The sequence below is a fragment of the Streptomyces sp. SID14478 genome (genome assembly GCF_010548525.1).
GTDB lineage: Bacteria > Actinomycetota > Actinomycetes > Streptomycetales > Streptomycetaceae > Streptomyces.
The window spans coordinates 1-1,473 of record NZ_JAAGMG010000574.1 but is presented as its reverse complement, the minus strand read 5'-3'; the positions used below and the strand labels follow the sequence as shown (position 1 = coordinate 1,473).

Genomic DNA, 1,473 nt, shown 5'->3' with positions numbered 1-1,473 from the left:
CTGATCCTCGCCGATCCCCCGGTGGCGGTGCTCGACGAGGCGACGGCCGACGCCGGAAGCGCCGGCGCCCGGGCGCTGGAACGCGCCGCCGACCAGGCCCTGAAGGGACGTACCGCGGTGATCGTCGCCCATCGCCTCACCCAGGCCCTGGACGCCGACCGCATCGTGGTGCTGGTCGACGGCCGGATCGCCGACATCGGCACGCACGCCCAACTCGTCGCGGACGGCGGCCAGTACGCGAAGCTGTGGCAGGCCTGGTCGGGTGCGCGCGAGGGCTGAAACCCATTGAGCCGACGCGCTGCCTCAGGAAGAGTCCCGTCCCATGGAGTTCTTCAGCTACCACCGTGACCGCCCCGGCTCCCTCGCCCTGCGCGAGAAACTGCGGGAGGAGCACTGGTCGTACATGGACGGGTACGAGGCCGAACTGATCGCCCGCGGACCGACGTTCGCCGACGACGGGGAGACGCCCGTCGGCAGCGTGCACATCGTCGACCTGCCGGATGCGGCGGCGGCCCGCGCGTTCGCCTTCGACGAGCCCACCTATCAGGCGGGCGCGCACCGCGCCGTCCTGCTGCGCCGGTGGCGCAACCTGCTGGGCCGCACCATGTGGGAGTTCCCCGGGGGCCGGACCGGCGGCCTGCGGTACCTGGTCCTCGGCCTCGGCCTCGCCCCGGGAGCGGCCGTCGACCTCGACCTGCCGTCCGACCGGGACGACCTGATCGCCTACGGGCCGCTCCTGTCGGACGACGGCGGGACCTGGCTCGGCACCGCGGCGCTGCTGCGGGCCGCGGGCCCGGATGCGGCGCGCGACGTCCTCACCCAGGGCGGATATGCCGAGATCGAGGTCCACGAATGGGAGTTCGGCGGGCGGCGGTAGCGAGGAGGAGGGGGCCGTGATCCGCACCCCTGCGCGGGCTCCGGGTCAGTGCGCGCGTTCCGCGTACACGATGAGGTTGTCCACGGGGTGCCCCTGTGCGTCGAAGGACCCGTCACAGGTGATCAGGCGCAGGGCGCGGGTGTGCGTGGCGCCGTACACCTTCTTGGTGGGGAAGGCCTGCTTGCTGACCGTCTCGGTCGCCGTGACCGTGAAGTGGGCTGTTTTCCCGCGGGAGTCGGTCACGTCGATGTCGGCGCCCTTGTCCAGTTTGCGCAGGTCGTGGAAGACGGCCCTGCCGAACCTGGTGTCGTTGTGCCCGATGATGACGGCCGCCCCGGGCTCGCCCGGCACGGCGCCCCCGGTGTACCAGCCCGCGGTCATGCCCTGCCGGGCGGGCGGGACCTCGACGGTGCCGTCGTCGTTCAGGCCGAGCGGGAGGAGGGCGCTGTCCACGTCGATGGCGGCGATGGACACCCGGGCCGGGTCGGCCACGGTGGCGGTGTGCTCGGGCCGGGCCGCCTCGGAGGCGGTGCGTGTGTGCGGCGCGGCGGTCGCGGCGCCGCTGACCCGGGTGCCGGTGCCCGACGAGCACGCGG

At 73.6% G+C, this 1,473-nt stretch carries 2 protein-coding genes and 1 pseudogene; 2 read left to right on the top strand and 1 reads right to left on the bottom strand.

Going from position 1 to position 1,473, the window contains the following annotated elements:
- Positions 1-279: pseudogene (locus G3I40_RS18855) on the top strand (ABC transporter ATP-binding protein); the annotation flags it as partial.
- 43 nt (positions 280-322) lie between these two features.
- A complete protein-coding gene (locus tag G3I40_RS18850) occupies positions 323-877 on the top strand; it encodes a YciI family protein (protein WP_164303303.1) in 555 nt (184 codons plus the stop codon).
- Positions 878-922: 45 nt separating this feature from the next.
- On the opposite strand, the gene G3I40_RS18845 is transcribed toward G3I40_RS18850, so the two are convergent.
- The coding region (locus G3I40_RS18845; RefSeq protein ID WP_203644367.1) for a class F sortase at positions 923-1,473 on the bottom strand (551 nt) is incomplete at its 5' end.